Source organism: Promicromonospora sp. NPDC090134, assembly GCF_044746965.1.
Taxonomy (GTDB): domain Bacteria; phylum Actinomycetota; class Actinomycetes; order Actinomycetales; family Cellulomonadaceae; genus Promicromonospora.
In genome coordinates, this window is sequence record NZ_JBIVCZ010000001.1 from 286,229 (window position 1) to 300,908 (window position 14,680).

The 14,680-nt window shown below is 70.2% G+C and carries 13 protein-coding genes; 9 read left to right on the forward strand and 4 right to left on the reverse strand.

Translation table 11 applies throughout. The features are described 5' to 3' along the window. Window positions 1–28: 28 nt before the first annotated feature. From ACIPN7_RS01255 to ACIPN7_RS01265, 3 genes are all read left to right on the forward strand, one after another. Window positions 29–964, forward strand: coding sequence for an NAD(P)H-binding protein (locus ACIPN7_RS01255; RefSeq protein WP_400537179.1), 936 nt, complete (start codon window positions 29–31; stop codon window positions 962–964). Beyond that, on the forward strand, window positions 961–2,211 hold the full coding sequence (locus ACIPN7_RS01260; protein ID WP_400537181.1) for an alpha/beta hydrolase: 1,251 nt from the start codon (window positions 961–963) through the stop codon (window positions 2,209–2,211). The genes ACIPN7_RS01255 and ACIPN7_RS01260 overlap by 4 nt, the downstream gene beginning before the upstream one ends. Before the next feature lie 89 nt (window positions 2,212–2,300). Next, a complete protein-coding gene (locus ACIPN7_RS01265) occupies window positions 2,301–2,594 on the forward strand; it encodes a hypothetical protein (protein ID WP_400537183.1) in 294 nt (97 codons plus the stop codon). Between the two features lie 7 nt (window positions 2,595–2,601). Here ACIPN7_RS01265 and ACIPN7_RS01270 read toward each other — a convergent pair whose 3' ends face one another. The 3 genes from ACIPN7_RS01270 to ACIPN7_RS01280 are packed head-to-tail and all read right to left on the reverse strand — an operon-like array spanning window position 2,602 to window position 4,325. After that, a complete protein-coding gene (locus tag ACIPN7_RS01270) occupies window positions 2,602–3,231 on the reverse strand; it encodes a DUF1992 domain-containing protein (RefSeq protein ID WP_400537185.1) in 630 nt (209 codons plus the stop codon). A gap of 57 nt (window positions 3,232–3,288) precedes the next feature. Next, complete coding sequence (locus ACIPN7_RS01275; RefSeq protein ID WP_400537186.1) at window positions 3,289–3,699, reverse strand: hypothetical protein; 411 nt, start codon at window positions 3,697–3,699, stop codon at window positions 3,289–3,291. Continuing rightward, complete coding sequence (locus ACIPN7_RS01280; protein ID WP_400537188.1) at window positions 3,696–4,325, reverse strand: nucleotidyltransferase family protein; 630 nt, start codon at window positions 4,323–4,325, stop codon at window positions 3,696–3,698. The genes ACIPN7_RS01275 and ACIPN7_RS01280 overlap by 4 nt, the downstream gene beginning before the upstream one ends. Window positions 4,326–4,568: 243 nt before the next feature. Between ACIPN7_RS01280 and ACIPN7_RS01285 the strand changes: the two genes are divergently transcribed. From ACIPN7_RS01285 to ACIPN7_RS01295, 3 genes are all read left to right on the forward strand, one after another. Next, window positions 4,569–6,521, forward strand: coding sequence for a SigE family RNA polymerase sigma factor (locus ACIPN7_RS01285; protein ID WP_400537190.1), 1,953 nt, complete (start codon window positions 4,569–4,571; stop codon window positions 6,519–6,521). A gap of 52 nt (window positions 6,522–6,573) precedes the next feature. Then, window positions 6,574–7,743, forward strand: a complete 1,170-nt coding sequence (locus ACIPN7_RS01290; protein ID WP_400537192.1) for an aminotransferase class I/II-fold pyridoxal phosphate-dependent enzyme — start codon at window positions 6,574–6,576, stop codon at window positions 7,741–7,743. Window positions 7,744–8,124: 381 nt separating this feature from the next. Next, window positions 8,125–9,378: a hypothetical protein gene (locus tag ACIPN7_RS01295; protein WP_400537194.1), complete on the forward strand. Its 1,254-nt coding sequence runs from the start codon at window positions 8,125–8,127 to the stop codon at window positions 9,376–9,378. Window positions 9,379–9,397: 19 nt separating this feature from the next. Here the strand turns inward: ACIPN7_RS01295 and ACIPN7_RS01300 are convergent, their stop codons facing one another. Next, complete coding sequence (locus ACIPN7_RS01300) at window positions 9,398–9,862, reverse strand: DUF6328 family protein (RefSeq protein ID WP_400537196.1); 465 nt, start codon at window positions 9,860–9,862, stop codon at window positions 9,398–9,400. Between the two features lie 151 nt (window positions 9,863–10,013). Between ACIPN7_RS01300 and ACIPN7_RS01305 the strand changes: the two genes are divergently transcribed. The 3 genes from ACIPN7_RS01305 to ACIPN7_RS01315 all read left to right on the forward strand — a co-directional run bounded on the left by ACIPN7_RS01305 (window position 10,014) and on the right by ACIPN7_RS01315 (window position 14,556). Continuing rightward, window positions 10,014–11,567: a hypothetical protein gene (locus tag ACIPN7_RS01305; RefSeq protein ID WP_400537198.1), complete on the forward strand. Its 1,554-nt coding sequence runs from the start codon at window positions 10,014–10,016 to the stop codon at window positions 11,565–11,567. Between the two features lie 237 nt (window positions 11,568–11,804). After that, entirely contained in the window at window positions 11,805–12,965 is a 1,161-nt protein-coding gene (locus ACIPN7_RS01310) for a hypothetical protein (protein WP_400537200.1), read from the forward strand. A 229-nt stretch (window positions 12,966–13,194) separates the two neighbouring features. Next, on the forward strand, window positions 13,195–14,556 hold the full coding sequence (locus ACIPN7_RS01315; protein ID WP_400537202.1) for a hypothetical protein: 1,362 nt from the start codon (window positions 13,195–13,197) through the stop codon (window positions 14,554–14,556). Window positions 14,557–14,680: the final 124 nt, after the last annotated feature.

Genomic DNA, 14,680 nt, shown 5'->3' on the forward strand with positions numbered 1-14,680 from the left:
TCGGCGGTCCGCCGTTTACGGTGTGGGAATGACGCCCGCGTCGCCGGACCGGCTGATCGTCCTCACCGGGGCCGACGGCCGGCTGGGTTCCAGGCTCGCCTTCCGTGTCGCCGCGGCGGGCGGTCACCAGCGCCTGCTGGTCGCCGGCAGGGGCGCCGCCCCCCGGTTGCCCGACGGCACCCCGCTGCCCGAGTCGGAGGTCGTCGCGATCCCGACAGAAGCGGACACCAGGGCGCTGACCAGCGGGTTCGCCGGGGCGGACGCCGTGTTCCTCGTGCCGGGCCGAGAACGTCCCGGCCGGCTCGCCAGGCACCGCGCGGCGATCGACGCCGCGGTGCTCGCGGGCGTGCGGCACGTGGTCTACGTCTCGTCGATCGGTGCCGCGCCGGACGCGATCGCGTCCGGCGCCCGTGACGACTGGCTCACCGAGGAGTACCTGCGGGGCACCGACCTCACGTGGACGATGCTGCGCACCAGCATGTTCCACCGCACGCCCACCTTCGCGGTGCACGACGAGTCGTCCGGCTCCGGGCAGCAGGCGCTGCTCCGCGCGCCGGCCGGCAACGGCCGGGTCGCGACCGTGTCGCACGACGACGTGGCCGACGTCGCCACCGCGGTCCTGCTCGACGAGGACCCGGGCCGGCACGTGGGCCGGGCCTACCACCTGACGGGTCCCGAGGCGCTGACCTTCGACGAGATCGCGGCGACGCTGTCGGCGGCCGTCGGCCGCACCATCCGGTACGTGCCCCAGACCGTGGAGCAGGCGCGTGCCCAGTTCTACCGGTCGACCACCACCGAGGTGGAGGACTGGATCACCCGGTGCCAGGCGATCGAGGCGGGTGTGCTCGCGAACGTGAGCCACGACGTCGGGCACCTGGCCGGGCGTGCCCCGCGTTCGTTCGAGGTCTGGCTCGACGACTACCCGGCGGAGTGGGCGCACCTCCGGTTACCGTCGGTCAGATGACGAGCCTCTCCCCCGGTCTGGACGACGGGCCGGCACCGGAGCCGGCCTGGGAGCCCGATGTGTTGCCGGGCTTCGAACGCCTGACCCTGCCGCTGGAGCCCGACGAGGACGAGCCCGAGGTGGTGGCGACCCTGGTGCGCCGCGCCCGGCCGGGCTCCGGGACGGCAGCCGATCCGGACGCAGCGGCCGATCCCGCCGCCACGCACGAGGCACGCGAGGCCGAGCACCACCGGGGGATCCGGCGGATCGGCGCGGACAACCCGCAGGTGGCGCGCCTCTGGGATGAGCTGTCGGAGATCGGCCGGCGGCTGCGCCTGCCGAGCGCCGGACGACAGCACATGGACGGGGAACCGGCCGCGACACCCGCCGCACCGCCTGACGCCGGCGTCGACGTGCTCTACGTGCACGGCTGGCTCGACTACTTCTTCCAGACCCACCTCGCGGACTTCTGGGAGTCGCTCGGCGTGCGCTTCCACGCGCTCGACCTGCGGCGCTACGGGCGCAGCCTGCGCGAGGGCCAGACCCCGGGGTACGTCCGCAGCCTCACCACCTACGACGAGGAGATCGAGGCGGCACTCCACGTCATGGGGCACGGGCTCGACGACCGGCCCGACCGCAAGCTCGTGCTCATGGGCCACTCGACGGGCGGGCTCACCCTCAGCCTGTGGACGGCGCGCAACCAGGAACGCGTCGCGGGGCTCGTGCTGAACGGGCCGTGGCTGGAGTTCCAGACCCGCGAGGCGGGCCGCAAGCTCATGGAGCCCGGCATCCGCGTGCAGTCGGTGCTCGTGCCCCGCAGCCAGCTCGTCAACCTGGACCGTGGCCTGTACGCACGCTCCATCTCGTCGCGGTTCGACGGCGAGTGGGACTACGACGTCGCCTGGCGGCCCGACGCGGGATGGCGCGCCACCCCCGCCTGGCTCGCCGCGATCTTCCGCGGGCAGGACCAGGTCGCGCGCGGCCTGGGCATCGACGTGCCGGTCCTCGTGCTGCTCAGCGCCCGCAGCAGCATCCCGACGCGCTGGACCGAGGACATGAGGTCCACCGACTCGGTGCTGGACGTGGTCGGCATCGCCCGCCGCGTGCCCGACGTCGGCTCCCTCACCACGCTGGTGCGCATCGAGGGTGGACTGCACGACGCGACCCTGTCGGCCGCGCCCGCACGGGAACAGGTCTGGCGCGAGACGGCGCGGTGGTTCCGCGGTTACGTGCTCGCACCGGCCGATGCCGGCGCGCCTCGCGCCTGAGCCGGCCGGCGCCTGGCAAAGAAGGGGGCATGGTGCGATCCTGGAGACGAGGTGCCCACACCGATGTCGGGCACGAGGGGCGATGCGCCATGACAACGCACCAGGAGACTTACCCGCGGGCTCGTCGGGGCGGGCCGTACCTTGCGCGCGGCGAGGCCGTCGTCGGGGTGGTCGCGCTCATCCTCGGGATGCTGATCTCGCAGGGCGCCGCGGAGGGCGTGACGATCGTGGGCTGTCTCACGATGGCAGTGGGAGCCGTGTCCAGCCGGTTCGGCGCGCACCGGGGCCGCATGGCCATCGCGGCGGGTCTGGGGTTCGCGCTCGGGTCGGTGCCCTACTGGCTGATGACCGCCGTGGTCATCGTGACGGCCTACGGGTTCTGACCCGCCGTCACCAGAACTTCCACCACGGCCGGTCGGCCACGGTGCGCGGCGTGCGCTCCGGGCTCGGCGAGGGTGCCGACGCCGCGGTCCGGCGGGCCGCCCGGCGCTCCCGCCACCTGCGCACCTGCTCGTCCACGTCGCGGGTGGGCGTGACGATCGGCGGGCCGCCCTGGAGCTGACGCCGGGCGTCCACGACGCGCGCGTTGAACTCCGTGACGATCTCGCGGACGCGCTCCTCCATGGCTTCGAGGTCGAGCCGGGCGTCCAGCTCGGCGTCGTCCTTGCGGAGCTGGGCCGAGGGCAGCATTCCGGTGATGTTCTCGCGTTCGATCAGACCCTTGACCCACCAGTCGGGGTCGTGCTTGCCACCGATGCCCGGGATCGGCTTGCCGTGCAGGGGCAGGTTGTCGAACTCGCCGCGGCGCATCGCCTGGTCGATCACCACGTCGACGTAGCGCGAGCGCTCCTCGACGGTCATGCTGCCGGGCCGCTTGCCGTCGTTGGCGTCGTCGGGCTCCGCGTCGTCGGGGGATCCGGGCTGTTCCGCGCGCTCAGCCCCGGCCTCCCGGTCCACGCGGTACTGCGCGGCTCGGCGAAGAGGGTCGTTGTCTGCGTCATCGCGCGGTCCCGGCGCCATGGCAAGCATGTTACAACTTTCACAAGCGGCCCGAAAGGCAACGTGAGCCGACATTGCTCAGTTCAGGTGGGCGTCGAGTGCGTCGACCAGTGCGCGGGAGCTTCTGATCATGCTCAGGGTCTCCGCTCCGCTCAGGTAGGTGGTCCCGTAGTGTGCGTTCGATTTCTCCGCCAGCACACGTGAGAGCTTCTTCGCGAGTTCTCGTCCGTCGGGATTGACGGTGGCGAGAAGGTTTTCGGCTTGCCCGTGATCCTGTCCGATGGCGCACCGTCCGAGCCGGGCACCGCAGATCGCATCCGAAGCTGCGATGGCGGCAAGTGCCGCGAGCCCACCCGCTACCTGGCGTTCGTCGGGCGCTTCACCGAGGACCATCTCGCCGACCTCCTGATACTTACGTGCTGTCGCCGCGCGCACCCGGACGTCGGCTCTGGTCATCGTTCGGGTTCGAGGCTGCTGGCGTGGCGTCATCGATGCTCCTGAAGGTATGTGCGGATGTCCGGTCCGGAGACGGCGCGAGCATCCGACCGGAAGGAATCGACGATCGGGTCTCCTTGGCGTACTGCGTCGCCGAGTCGCGCCGGCGTGGTCAGGTAGACCTGTATGGCCTGGCCTGTGGCCGCACTGAGCTCTTGGCGGAGCTCGTCGGCGAGGTTCTGGGCTTGCTCGTCCGCCTCGGCGACGACTAGGGCAAGGTCCAGGTCCGAGTCCAGCCGGGCCTCGTCACGCGCGACCGAGCCGAAAACTGCGACGGTGACAGATAGAGGATCGTCCGGACCATGCTCCGCCATGACCTCGGTGACGCGCGACCGGAACTGCGTCCACGGATCAAGGACGGAGAAGGCCGCGTCGATCGCAGGAAATCCGAGGTGATCCCGGTTCAGGGCGTGTGTCGCCGCCGTGCCGACGCGGGAAGTCAGGACGATCCCCTGCAAGGCGAGTCGCGAGAGAGCAAGCCGGATGCCTCCGACGGAGCCCTTTCCCGCGACGCGATGCACCTCGGCACCCGTCATCGGCGCACCTGCGCGCCACAAGGTGCGGAGTATGACGGGCTCCAGTCCCGATCCGAAGACGTGCTCCGGGTGGATCCAGTCCATGGTGGTCCTCCGGTCGTGGCAGAGCCATCCAGCGACTCATAATTGTGGAGCTAGAAACACAATTATGAGTCTAGCACCACAATTGTGAGTGAGGTTTGAGCCCGGTGAACGCTGACTCGCCACGATTCGCGCCGCCGACTTGTGCTTGTCGGGCTATTTCTGGCGGGATGATGACGCGATGCTCCGCGTGGTCGTGTCCGAGGACGAGGCAACCTCTGCGCCGGCTCGCCCGTGGTGGGCGGTGTGAACGCGGAGACAACCGAGCAGCCTGTGGTCGATCCGGGGCGCGCCAGGGTGCTGGTCGCCCCCGACCTCGACGCGGAGTTCGTGGACTTCGTGACGTCGGCGGGCGCGTACCTCTACCGGACGGCCTATCTCCTGTCCGGCGACGTCGACCAGGCCGAGGAGCTGGTCCAGGCCACGTTCGAGCGGACGTACCGCGCGTGGGCCAAGGCCAGAGTGGGGGAGCCGCGGGCCTACGCGCGGCGCATCCTGATGAACCTCCGCATCGACGGCTGGCGCAAGGACCGGCGGGTGGGGGTGACGGACGACGGCGTCATACCGCTCTCGCCCGTCCCCGACCACGCACACGACGTGGCCGTCCGGGACGAGCTCGGCAGGGCGCTGCGGGCACTGCCCCTCGGGCAGCGGCGGGTCGTGGTGCTGCGGCACCTGCTCGACCTGTCCGAGGCGCAGGTCGCCGAGGAGCTCGGCATCTCGCTCGGCTCGGTCAAGTCCGCCAACGCGCGCGGTCTCGCGCGGCTGCGCTCCCTGCTCAGCGCCTCGGCGATCGAGGCAGTCCCGGAGTTCCAGGTGGACGGCGACCAGGTGCTGCTCCAGGCCCGGGCGGCGGTCCGACGCCGCCAGGCGGTCCGGGCCGTCGCGACGGTCGCGGGGGTGTTCGTGCTGGTCCTCGGCCTCCTGCTGGCCGGGCCGGTCCGGGTGCCCGGCCTGGGACCCGTCGCGCTGCTGGGCAGCCAGTGGCTGCGCGAGGTGCTCGGGATCGACGGTCGGGGTATCTCCGGCCTGCCCTCGGATCACGCGGACACCGCGGCGTGCACCCGGCCCGACGACGACGCGCCCACGACCCCGGTCGACACCATGTCCGCCGGCTGGGGCGACCTCACCCTCGTCGGGATGATCGACACCGCGGACGCGCACGACGTCGAGCGGTGCGTCGACGTCATCGTCGACCACCGGTGGACGACGGCCGCCAAGGTCCAGGCGGAGGCCACGACCCTGGGCGCGGGCGAGAGCGTGCTCAACTGGTCCGACCCGGACCCGGCGCTCGACGGCGACCTCATCCCGGGGCCGTCCACGCTGGAGGCGCTCGCCCCGGACGGCAAGGGGCGGAGCGACATGGTCCAGGTGGCCGAGACCGAGCAGGTCGACGGACGCTGGCCGCAGCCCCTGCGCCTGGTCCGGCAGGGCGACCGGGCCGCCTGGTTCGAGACGCCGAACACCCAGATCGTCGGGACGTTGCCCTGGACCCTGCGGGCCCTGGACGAGGACGGGAACGTGACGACGGTCAGCGACTCGTCGGTGCTGGAGGCAGAGGCCGGCACGGTGGCGCTCGCGGACACGCTGCTCGGGTGGACCACCGCGCCGAACGTCGCGCGGACCAGCTGCACCCAGAGGCTGCACACAGCGGCGCTCGACGGATCCACGGACGTCCGCCCGGGTGTACGGGAGCGGGTCTGTGCTCTGGATTCGACGCCGGACGGCCTGCTGCTTGCCTACGAGGAGGGTTCTGGAGGCCCGGCCTTCGGGGCCGGGTCCGGTACGACGACCGTCTTCGAGCTGCTCTCCGGTCCGGGCGAGGCAGAGTCGGAGACACTTCTGTCTGTCCGGAACCAGGACATCGGGTACCAAGCGGTGTCCACGCTCGGATACGACCTCGGGCGACTCGTCTTCTCCGCCGGTGACCTGCTCTACCTGGTGGACGTCCCCACGCTCACGGCCTACCAGGTACGCGGCACCTCGCCCGTCACCGCCCTGGACGTGTCCGCCGGGACCATCGCGTGGTCGACGGAGGACGGCGCGGCCTACGCGATGGTGGACAGGAACGGCGCGCCGGGCGTCGTCCGGCTGTCTCGCGACCAGGCCGCGGTCGGGGTCGATGGAGACCGCATCGCCTGGACCACCCTCGGCGACAACGGCGTCGCGTCGCTGACGTTCGCCCGTGTGCGCTGGTGAACCGCACCGGCTCGTACCGCCGTCGGGCACCTCGGTGGGCCATGATGGCCGCATGAAGGTCTCTCGCCGGTCCCACGTGCCCCCGTTCGCCGTCATGGAGGTGCTCGCCGCCGCGAACGCGCGCCGGGCCACCGGGGCGGACGTGCTCAACCTCTGTGCGGGGGAGCCGTCGACCGGCGCGTCCGACGTGGTGCGGGAGCGCGCCATCGCGCTGCTCCGCGACGGGAACCTCGGCTACACCGAGGCGATGGGTGTCCCGGCGCTGCGTGCCGAGATCGCGGGCCACTACCGGCGCTGGTACGACGTCGAGGTCGACCCCGCGCGGATCGCCGTCACCACGGGGTCGAGCGGCGGGTTCGTGCTCGCGTTCCTCGCGTCGTTCGACGTCGGCGACCGGGTGGCGCTCGCTCGTCCGGGCTACCCCGCCTACAAGAACATCCTGTCGGCGCTCGGCTGCGAGGTCGTGGAGCTCGACTGCGGCCCCGAGACGCGCTACCAGCCCACGGTGTCGCAGCTCAACGAGGCCTACTACGGCGGCGGGCTCGACGGCGTCATGGTCGCCTCGCCCGCGAACCCGACCGGCACGATGATCACGCCGGCCGAGCTGGCCGCGATCGCCGAGTGGTGCGCCGACCACGACGTGCGCCTGATCAGCGACGAGATCTACCACGGCATCGCCTACTCGGACGAGGTGGCGCAGGCGACGGCGGCCACGTTCGTCGACCAGGGCGCCGTCGTCGTGAACTCGTTCTCCAAGTACTGGGCGATGACCGGCTGGCGCCTCGGCTGGCTCGTGCTGCCGGACGAGCTGGTCGCGCCCGTCGACGCCCTCGCGAGCAACGTGGCGCTCTCGCCGCCCGCGCTCGCGCAGCATGCCGGCATCGCCGCGTTCACACCCGAGGGGTACGAGGCGGCGGCGCAGAACGTGGCGCACTACGCGGCGTCTCGCAGGCTGCTCCTAGAGCGGCTCGGCGAGCTCGGCTGGCGCCCCGTCGCGCCGGCCGACGGCGCGTTCTACCTGTACGGGAACATCGCCTCGTTCGGGCTCGACTCCGTCACGTACTGCGCACGGCTGCTCGCCGAGGCCGACGTCGCCATCACGCCCGGCACCGACTTCGACGGCGTGCACGGCGGGGAGTGGGTGCGGCTGTCGTTCGCGTCGTCGCTCGACACGGTGTCGCGTGCGGTGGACCGGATCGTGGCCTGGCACAAGACGCTCTGACGCCGGCGGGAAGATCACCCTGTGGATAACTGTTAGGCGGCGGACTCCGGGTGTTGCCGTCTGGGAGGATCCCGCTGCCCGGTTTCTCCGGGAATCCCTCTCTCTTGCGAGGTCGCGACGGTGATGTCGAAGATGCGGCGCGTGCTCGGCGCGGCCGTCGGAGCGGTTCTGCTGGTGTCTGGACTGACGGCGGCGCCCAGCTCGGCCGCCGACGGTAGTGTCACAGGTCAGGTCGACGATGTCGTCGTGACCGGGGATGTTCGCCTCGGTGGTGACTCCCTGGCGTCGCACATTTACGGGTCGCTTCGGATCACGCACAACGGCACCTCGGCGACGGTGCGGTCCGGCCACTTCACACTGACCGATCCGCGAGGCCGGCCGGTGGTCGGTTCCGAGTTCACCGAGTCCGCCCTGTCGAACCGCTGGGACGCGACGGTCATGATGCCTGCGGACTCCGCGCCCGGCCTCTACACGGTGTCTGTCACGGCGGACGTCGATGTGACCATGGTGGACGGGCGTGTGGTCACAGTCCCTCTCGCCGGTACCGATCTGTTCTCGACCCCCCTGCGGGCATCGCGCGACATCCCGGAGCTCTGGACGTCGCCGTCCAGCGTTCCCACCGGCGCGACCATCACCGTCTCGGGTGTCGCCAACATGCGGGATCTCGCGAAGGGCTACGTGCCGGCTGCAGGCCAGCCCGTCGAGCTCTACTTCGATCCTTCGGGCTCGGCCCCCGAGACCCTTCGGGCGACCCTTACGACTGACTCGCGTGGCTTCTTCACAAGTCAGCAGCGGACCACCTCGTCGGGTGAGTGGCGAGCCCTGATGCCGACGACGGACGCGTGGCGACGCGCGATGACGTCGGCGACCTCCTCTGTCCGCGCACGGTCGACGACATTGCGTGAGGGCGTGGTGCTCAGGACCAAGAACGGGCTCACGGTCGGGCACCGCCTCATCACTCATGACGTGGTGGTGGGTCTGGACCCGGTGACCCGGAGGGTCGACGTCGCCAACCTCGACTACTCGACCGGTGCTGACGGTGGTTACGTCATGATCGCGAGCCGTCGCGGCGAGGGTTACTACGCGGACGGCTACGACAAACACGTCTGGATGCAGGCCCATGGCGGCGGCCAGAGCGCGCCGACCTTCACCTTCCGGCCGACGCTTCCCGCAGGTGTCTACGACGTCGGTGTCACCGAGTCCATGAAGGCTTGCTCCACCCCGGACTGGGTGGAGCAGTACAGCGCGACGTACAGCTGTCGGCACGACATCATGGTCGACGACTCCACAGTGACGACCCTCGTGGTCAAGCGCGCCAGCAGCACCACCGTGGCGGCGTCGGCGACGTCGTTCACCGGGCCGAAGACGATCACGCTCCGCGGAGCCGTGCGCAAGGTGCAGCTCGTGAGCAACACCAAGGCTGCGATCCGGCTCTCGCCGAACACGCCCGTGAAGCTCTACTTCGACCCGGCCGGCGCGACCGGTCCGCAGTACAAGAAGACCGTGCGGACCAACTCGAAGGGCGTCTACACGACCACGTACCGCACGTCGATGTCGGGCCGCTGGATCGCGAAGTACCCGGGTACGGACCTCCAGGCGCCGTCGCAGGGCGCCGTCACCATCACCGTGAAGTAGTTCGAGCGGCTGCGCCGGCTCAGCCGCGCCGGCGCAGCGTCTCCGGGAGCAGCAACCACAGGAGTGCCATCAGCACGAACGCGGCGGAACCAGCGACGATGCCCGCCGTCCGCCCGACCACCACGTCGAAGACGAGCACCGCCACGCCCGTGATCACGAGGGCGAGCACGGCGAGCGCGATCCGGGTGATGCGGTCGGTCAGGGTGACGATGTTGCCCTTCATCTGCTTGCGGAACAGCACGCGGTGCACGCTCACCGGGGCGACGATCAGCGCGGTCGCGATCACCGCCGCGATGACGAGCGCCAGGTAGACGTTCACCTGGTACTGGTCGAGATCGGTGAACCGCGACTGGAACGGAAGCGTGAGCAGGAACCCGGTCAGGATCTGCACGCCGGTCTGCATGACCCGGAGCTCCTGGAGCAGCTCGTTCCAGTTGCGGTCCGCGCGTTCGTTCGGTGTCTCCTGCCTTCCGTCGGTCTGCATAATCCCCATTCTCACTCAACGTCCGATTTAGCGTCCGCGGCGAGGGAAATTCACCCGCTCTCATCACCGCCTCCCGTGGCCCGCCCCTGTGCGCCGGGAGAACATGCGGCTGGGCGGGACGCGTCCGCGTCCCTCTGACGAGGGGGCTGCTTTGAACAGATCGAGGATGCGGGCGTCGCTGGGCATGGTGCTCGGGGCCGCACTGCTGATGACCGGCGTCGCCGCGACTCCGAGCCTCGCGGCGGAGGTGAGCACCGCACCGCCGCCGGGCGTCACCGCCGACCGTGTGACCAACAAGGTGGACGACGTCGTCGTCTCCGCGAAGATCTCCCTGCCGCCGGGCGGGGACGTGGTGGGGTCCATCACGGGCACCATGTCCATCACGCACAACGGGTCCTCCGCGGCCATGCGCTCCGGGCGGATGACGATGGTGGACCCGGAGGGTCGCAGCCTGACCGGGGCGCAGTTCGTGGCGTCGGGCACGGCCAACACGTGGACCTCGAAGGTCACGCTGCCGGCCGACGCCGAGCCCGGCGTCTACGAGGTGTCCGTGTCCGCGGAGATCGACGTGACCACCACCGACGGCGTGGTCAAGGTGCCGATCCGCACCGCGGACCCGGTGCTGGTGCCCTTCCGTGCGAAGCGGAACATCCCCCTGATCTGGACGTCGCCGGCGAGCGCGCCCGCGGGATCGACGATCTCGGTCTCCGGGGCGGCGAACATCCGGAGCCTCGGCACCGGCGAGTACGCACCGGCGACCGGCCAGGAGGTCAAGCTGTACTTCGACCCCACGGGCGACGCGCCAGAGATCTTCATCGACACCCTGACGACCGACGAGCGCGGTTACTTCACGACCCGGCAGCAGCCGGGCGCGTCCGGGAAGTGGCGCGCGGAGATGCCGATGACCGACACCGGCGCGAAGGCGGTGTGGACCCTGACCTCGGCGGAGCGGGCCCGCGACACCACGCTGCGGCAGGGCACGGTCAGCGCCACGCAGAACGGCTTCACCGCGGGTGACCACCTCATGACGCACGACGTCGTGCTGGGCCTCGCCCCTGTGCAGCGCCGTGTCGACGTCGGCAGCCTCGACTTCACCGTGGGCGGCACGTCCGGCTGGGTCAGCGCGGAGAGCCGACGCGGCGAGGGCAGCTTCCCTGACGGGTACCGGGTGCAGCGGGAGCTGACGCACTCCGGGATCGGAACGAGCCACGTGACGTTCACCTTCAACCCGACGCTGCCGGCCGGCGTCTACGACATCGGCATCCGGGACGCCATGAAGGCCTGCTCGGCACCGGACTGGGACGGGCTCGAGGGCGGCACCAGCAACTGCACGCACGACGTGCTCGTCGAGGACCCCACGGTGACGACCATCGTGGTCAAGCGTGCGACCACCACGACGGTTGCCGCCTCGCAGACGTCGGTGCCCTCGGCCCGGAACATCACGATCAGCGGTGACGTGAAGCGGGTGCAGCTGGTCAGCGGTGGTGGTGCGGCGATCCGGCCGGCGCCGAGCACGCCGGTCAAGCTGTACTTCGACCCCACGGGATCGTCGCCTGCGGTCCTCAAGAAGGAGCTCACCACGAGCGCCGACGGGACCTACTCGGCCACGGTCAACGCCGCTTCGTCGGGCCGATGGATCGCCAAGTACGCGGGCACGAGCCTGCTGGCCAAGTCGCAGGCGGTCGTGACGGTGACGGTGGGCTGACCCGCAGGCGTCGGCTGCGAGTGGACGGAGGTCCGCCTCCGCCAGGCGGTCAGGCATGGGTTCTCACGCGGATCCATGCCTGATCGCCTGGTGGGGGCGGACCTTTGTGCTGTCCGTCCGCCCGAAAGTTCACCTCGGCGATTCTCAGCCGACCTGCACCTTTTGTCGCGGTGCCTGACAGGATCAAGCCTGTTCCCGGTCGCCGGGCCACACTCCCACCCCACCGCGAGGTAACCCATGGTCATCGGTGTCCGGAAGTCGTTCGGTCTGGTGCTCAGCCTGGCGCTCGTCGGGAGCCTGCTGGGCGGGCCGGCGGCGGTCGGGGCACCGACCGCCGAGGACGAGGCAGGCCTGTCCACGTACAGCTACAACGACATCGCCCTCGCCCCGAACGTGGCACCGGCCGGCTCGCCGGTCCAGGTGCACGGCTTCGTCGGTCACGGTCAGTCCGCGCCCGCGGCCGGGGAGTCCGTGACGATCTACTTCGACCCGGCCGGCTCGGCGCCTCGCGAGGCCGTCGCGACCGCGACGAGCAACGCCGACGGCTGGTTCGCCAAGACGGTGCGGCCCAGCACGTCCGGCACCTACGACATTGTCCGGCCGGGCGAGGACGAGGACACGGTCCTGGGCCCGGGCACCGCGACGTTCACGAGCCGCAAGGTCACTCAGCCGGTCAGGTCGGTCGTGGTGTCGGGTACGAAGGGCGGGCACACCGCGAAGGCGCGGGTGATCGTCCAGGACGTCGTGACCCGGATCGAGCCGCAGACGGTCTATGTCGACGCGGGGCTCCTGACTGCGGGATACCCAGGCAACCTCAAGTTCTCCGGACCCTTCATGACCAACCGCCGTGCGGAAGGGCGGTTCGGTGCGGGTGACGTCTACTACAGCAGCGGCGAGTTCCCGTGGCGGACGAACTACAGCGCGACGCGGGCCTACCGGCTCTCCGCCGTGCATCCGGCCGGCCTGTACGACGTGCGGTTCACGGGCGAGATGGCCGTCTACACGGATCGCTGGGACGCCGCGGAGGCGCGTGTCTCGATGCCGGGGGACGTGGTCACCACCGTGCGTGTCCGCCGGGCGAGCAGCACGACCATCGCGGCGTCTGCGACGTCGTTCACCGGGCCGAAGACGATCACGCTCCGCGGTGCGGTGCGCAAGGTGCAGCTGGTCAGCAACACGAAGGCTGCGATCCGGCTGTCGCCGAACACGCCGGTCAAGCTCTACTTCGACCCGGCTGGTGCGACGGGGCCGCAGTACAAGAAGACGGTCCGGACCAACTCGAAGGGCGTCTACACGACGACGTACCGCACGACGCGGTCGGGTCAGTGGATCGCGAAGTACCCGGGCACGGATCTGCAGGCGCCGTCCGAGCGGGCCGTGACGATCACGGTGAAGTAGCGGCGTCGCCGCATCACCCTGGCCCATCAGCACTGGTTGGCACGAAGAGAGGCTGTTCATGCGCGCGTCGTTGCGACGAGTAGTAGGTGTCTTGTCGGCGTTGGTCCTGACGGGCGCGGGTCTGGTGGTCGGCACGGCGCCCGCGAGTGCCGACGTCGGGAAGATCACCGGTTCGAACGGAGACGTCCAGGTCACCGCGCACGTCTTTGTACCTGACGGTGCCAAGAGGATGACGGTCCAGATGCAGCACAACGGCACTTCGGTGAGCCTGAGCAGCGCGAACATCCGAGTGACGGATCCGCGGGGCGAGCAGATCTACGCCCGCGAGACAGCGTTCGAGCTCAACGGCTCGGTGTGGACGGCCGTCGGCTTCGAGCTTCCGCTCGGCCGAGATCTCGGTCGCTACCTGGTCTCGTTCGACGCCGTCGTCGTCGTGGAGACCGAGACCGGGCCGGTGGACGTTCGCCTCGCGGGCACGGACGTGGTCGAGTTCTTCGAGCGCATGAGTGCCCGGCTCAGTGACCTCCAGGCGAGCCCGCAGAACCTCCCCGTGGGTGAGAAGGTCTTGGTCTCGGGCATCGCACTGCACGGGACATCCGGGTGGACGCCCTTGGTCGGCGAGCCGGTCCAGATCTGGTTCGACCCGAAGGGCACGGCCCCGCGGGTGTATCGCGGTTCTGCGACACCCGACGCCCGGGGATACTTCGAGAAGACGCTGGTCGCGCCCTCGGACGGTACCTGGCAGGCCGTGGTCCCGACGTCCGACAGGTACGTGGCGTCGACGCCGGTGGACACCACGCAGGAGACGCGTGTCATCGACCGGACCGTCCGTTCCGGCTCCGCGGTCAAGACCGTCGGGGGCTACTCGGGCGGCCTGCGGATCATCGCCACCGACGTCGTCATCGGTGTCGACCCGGTGAACGCACGGTTCGACGTCGGCATCCTCGGCTTCGGTGGGGCGCGGGGCTCGAGCCACATGTCGATCAAGAGCAGGCGCGGCGAAGGCAAGTACCCGAACGGCATGCTTCTCAGCCCGATGCTTGAGTGGCCGGAGACCCTCACGCCCGACGGTGGCTCGATCGAGACAGAGGCTCAGTCGGATCACGCTCTCGTGCGGATCAGTCCACTGATGCCCGCCGGGGTCTACGACGTCGGGGTCGACGAGCAGCGCATCGCCATCTGCACGGCGGTCCCCTGGATGGATCGCCTGGGCTGCAAGTCGAACGCCGTCGTGGCCGATCGCACCATCACCACCATGACGGTCAAGCGCGCCAGCAGCACCACCGTCTCGGCGTCGTCGAAGACGTTCACGGGGCCGAAGACCATCACCCTGAGCGGCGCGGTGCGGAAGGTGCAGCTGGTCAGCGACATCAAGGTCGAGAACCGGCTCTCGCCCAACACCCCGGTGAAGCTGTACTTCGACCCTGCCGGTTCGGCCGGTCCGGTCTACAAGAAGACCGTAAAGACGGGCTCGGCCGGCACCTATTCCACGAAGGTCGGCACGAGCATCTCCGGTCGTTGGATCGCCGAGTACCCGGGTACGGCCCTCCAGGCGCCGTCCCGGCACGCCGTGACGATCACGGTGAAGTAGCGGCGTCGCGACATCACCCCGGTCCCATCAGTACTGGTTGGCAAACAGAGAGGCTGTTCATGCGCGCGTCGGTGCGGCGGGTAGTAGGTGTCCTGTCGGCGTTGGTCCTGACGTGCGCGGGCCT

Coding starts and splice junctions, on each gene's coding strand:
- ACIPN7_RS01290 (WP_400537192.1), top strand. CDS start 6,574: ATGAAGGTCTCTCGCCGGTCCCACGTGCCCCCGTTCGCCGTCATGGAG.
- ACIPN7_RS01300 (WP_400537196.1), bottom strand. CDS start 9,862: ATGCAGACCGACGGAAGGCAGGAGACACCGAACGAACGCGCGGACCGC.
- ACIPN7_RS01270 (WP_400537185.1), bottom strand. CDS start 3,231: ATGGCGCCGGGACCGCGCGATGACGCAGACAACGACCCTCTTCGCCGA.
- ACIPN7_RS01260 (WP_400537181.1), top strand. CDS start 961: ATGACGAGCCTCTCCCCCGGTCTGGACGACGGGCCGGCACCGGAGCCG.
- ACIPN7_RS01265 (WP_400537183.1), top strand. CDS start 2,301: ATGACAACGCACCAGGAGACTTACCCGCGGGCTCGTCGGGGCGGGCCG.
- ACIPN7_RS01255 (WP_400537179.1), top strand. CDS start 29: ATGACGCCCGCGTCGCCGGACCGGCTGATCGTCCTCACCGGGGCCGAC.
- ACIPN7_RS01275 (WP_400537186.1), bottom strand. CDS start 3,699: ATGACGCCACGCCAGCAGCCTCGAACCCGAACGATGACCAGAGCCGAC.
- ACIPN7_RS01315 (WP_400537202.1), top strand. CDS start 13,195: ATGACGGTCCAGATGCAGCACAACGGCACTTCGGTGAGCCTGAGCAGC.
- ACIPN7_RS01310 (WP_400537200.1), top strand. CDS start 11,805: ATGGTCATCGGTGTCCGGAAGTCGTTCGGTCTGGTGCTCAGCCTGGCG.
- ACIPN7_RS01280 (WP_400537188.1), bottom strand. CDS start 4,325: ATGGACTGGATCCACCCGGAGCACGTCTTCGGATCGGGACTGGAGCCC.